Annotated in this window: 4 protein-coding genes and 1 pseudogene; all 5 read left to right on the top strand. The window is 38.2% G+C overall.

Features of this window, described 5'->3' with window-relative positions; genetic code table 11:
- Positions 1-525, top strand: a 525-nt coding sequence (gene yaaA, locus I4V44_RS17240; protein ID WP_196003012.1) for a peroxide stress protein YaaA, incomplete at its 5' end; no start/stop codon positions are given.
- Between the two features lie 229 nt (positions 526-754).
- Positions 755-913 carry a hypothetical protein gene (locus tag I4V44_RS17985; RefSeq protein WP_330610680.1) on the top strand — a complete coding sequence of 53 codons (159 nt, stop codon included), beginning with the start codon at positions 755-757 and terminating at the stop codon, positions 911-913.
- An 18-nt stretch (positions 914-931) separates the two neighbouring features.
- A complete protein-coding gene (locus tag I4V44_RS17235; RefSeq protein ID WP_330610679.1) occupies positions 932-2008 on the top strand; it encodes an HD-GYP domain-containing protein in 1077 nt (358 codons plus the stop codon).
- Complete coding sequence (locus I4V44_RS17230) at positions 1983-2360, top strand: MerR family transcriptional regulator (protein ID WP_334297977.1); 378 nt, start codon at positions 1983-1985, stop codon at positions 2358-2360. Before I4V44_RS17235 ends, I4V44_RS17230 begins: the two co-directional genes overlap by 26 nt.
- Positions 2317-2562, top strand: a pseudogene (locus tag I4V44_RS18430) (Fur family transcriptional regulator); the annotation flags it as partial. The gene I4V44_RS17230 and the pseudogene I4V44_RS18430, both read left to right, overlap by 44 nt.
- Positions 2563-2587 lie beyond the last annotated feature (25 nt).

Genomic DNA, 2587 nt, shown 5'->3' with positions numbered 1-2587 from the left:
TTATCATATGAAGGAATTGCTTTTCAATATATGGCTCCATCCGTGTTTGAAGATATGCAGCTTGAGTATGTGCAAAATCATTTGAGAATATTGTCTGCATTTTATGGTGCTCTGAAACCAATGGATGGTGTGACACCTTATCGTTTGGAAATGCAGGCAAAGATCAGGATTGGAGATTCCAAAAATCTGTATGAGTACTGGGGTGACTTGTTATACCGTTCAGTAATAGATGACAGCAGGATTATCATTAATCTTGCATCAAAAGAATACTCAAAATGTATAGAAAAGTATTTGACACCACAGGACAGATATATTTCGGTTACATTTTGTGAAGCTTTTGGAGATAAAATGGTAACAAAAGGTACATATGCCAAGATGGCTCGTGGTGAAATGGTCAGATTTATGGCAGAAAATAATATTGAGAATCCGGTGGATATTAAGAAATTCGACAGACTTGGTTATTCATTCCGGTCTGATTTATCATCAGATACTGAATATGTTTTTGAACGAAAAATAGAACAATGATTTAGATTAAAGATGCTCAGCATGGGCATCTTTTAGTAATAATGAGAATTATTACTATATTATTGACAATATAATAATGATGATATACAATCCCGTCTTTTATTTGATAATTATGCAGATAAAGATTTGCCTGTTATTTTTGTATAAATAATAATGAAACCTTTTTTATATAAATTTTTTGTGATAAAATAACTGTCAGATATATAATACAGACAGGAGACAAAAGGGGATGAAATTAGATGTTTTGGGATTGTTGGGAGCGTGTTCCTATGCATTGGACTGTGTGGAAGCAGAGTTAGTGCATGTAACAGATAAGCATGCGAAGCGTGTTGCATATATGAGTGTCTGCATGGCAGAACAGATGGGAATTCAGGGGGAGAGTCTGTAGGATCTGACAGCCGGTGCGTTGTTACATGATAATGCACTGACTCAATATATTCAGGAAGAATTACACAATGATATTGCAAGTGCAATAGGTTCGGCGATTCCACTGGAGCTGGGAATTCACTGTGCGGCAGGTGAGAAGAACATGAAAGACATTCCATCCCATACGGATATAAAGAATGTCATTTTGTATCATCATGAGAATGCAGATGGAAGTGGACCTTTTGGAAAAAAATGGACAGAAGTACCGGTTTTTGCACGAATTATCCATCTATGCGATCTGCTTGACCAGGTCTGCTGCAGTGATTCTTTTGATTCAGACACCTGGCAGAAGGTAGAAGCATTTCTTCAGGAAATCACAGGTTCTATAGCGGATGAAGAATGTATAGAAGCATTTAGACATGCTTTTTCTGAACAACATTTTCTGTCACTTGGAGAAAAAGATGTGGAGACTCGTTTATGGAACAGAGTGCCGCGTACAAAACAAGATCTTAGCTTTGAACAGATTAAAGCACTGGCGAAATTTTTCGCACGCATCGTAGACTATAAATCACCATTTACGAGTACACACTCCATAGGTGTGGCTGCAGATGCTGAGAAATTATCCAGATTTATGGGATTTGATGAGGAGACAATGCAGAAAATGTATCTTGCAGGAGCGCTGCATGACATTGGAAAGGTTGCCATAGGTAACAAAATTCTGGAGAAGCCGGGAAGACTGACGGATGATGAGTTTGCAGTTATGAAACATCATGCAGCATATACTTATTCTATTCTGTCAGAAATCGATGATTTTGAAGAGATATGTGACTGGGCTGCCTTTCACCATGAAAGACTGGACGGGACAGGCTATCCATTTGGAAAAACAGCTGCTGAATTAAACACACAGGAACGCATCATGGCGTGTGTCGATATTTATCAGGCACTGACAGAAAGCCGCCCGTATAAACAGGGAATGCCACATGAAAAAGCTTACGGTATTTTAAATGATATGGTAGAAAAAGGATGGCTTGATGGAGAAATCGCTTCACAGGTTGATGCTTGTTTTGATCAGAAAATGACAGACATAATTCATGAGGAGAAACAGCTTGGAGAATAAAAAATTATTCCAGATTGGTGATGTGGCAAAAATGTTTCATATCAGTGTTGGCAGCCTGCGGCATTATGAACAGGCAGGTCTGTTGAAACCAGAATACACAGATCCGGAAACAGGCTATCGCTATTATAGTGCACGTCAGTTTGAGGTTTTAAATATGATTCGTTACTTGCGCGTTTTGGATATGCCATTGGGTCAGATTGGAGAGTTTTTGGGAAACAGAGACATCGACGTGATAGAAGATAAGTTGTTAAATCAGAAAAAACTGATAGAAAAAAACGGCGGGAGTTGGAAACAATCGAACGCAAGATATAAAAGCAGCATATCCTACAATCGGAAAAGGAACTGTATATAGAAATCTTGATATATTGGTAGATGAGGGTTCGTTAAGGAAGGTTGAAGTTCCGGATGGAGCGAATAGGTTCGATTTTTCATTGAAAAATCATTACCATGTCAGGTGTACAAAATGCGGTGAAGTTTCAGATGTGGATATGGATGAAATACCGGATTTGCTGGAAAGAATTCATAACACTCATGGAATCGAATTTTTGGATTAGGATATTTCATTTAAAGGTATTTGCC

Source organism: Blautia sp. 1001283B150304_161114_C9, from assembly GCF_015668165.1.
GTDB classification, from domain to species: domain Bacteria; phylum Bacillota; class Clostridia; order Lachnospirales; family Lachnospiraceae; genus Blautia_A; species Blautia_A wexlerae.
The sequence above is the reverse complement of the archived record's forward strand: the minus strand, read 5'-3'. Positions and strand labels throughout refer to the sequence as shown.

Coding starts and splice junctions, on each gene's coding strand:
- I4V44_RS17985 (WP_330610680.1), top strand. CDS start 755: ATGAAATTAGATGTTTTGGGATTGTTGGGAGCGTGTTCCTATGCATTG.
- I4V44_RS17230 (WP_334297977.1), top strand. CDS start 1,983: ATGAGGAGAAACAGCTTGGAGAATAAAAAATTATTCCAGATTGGTGAT.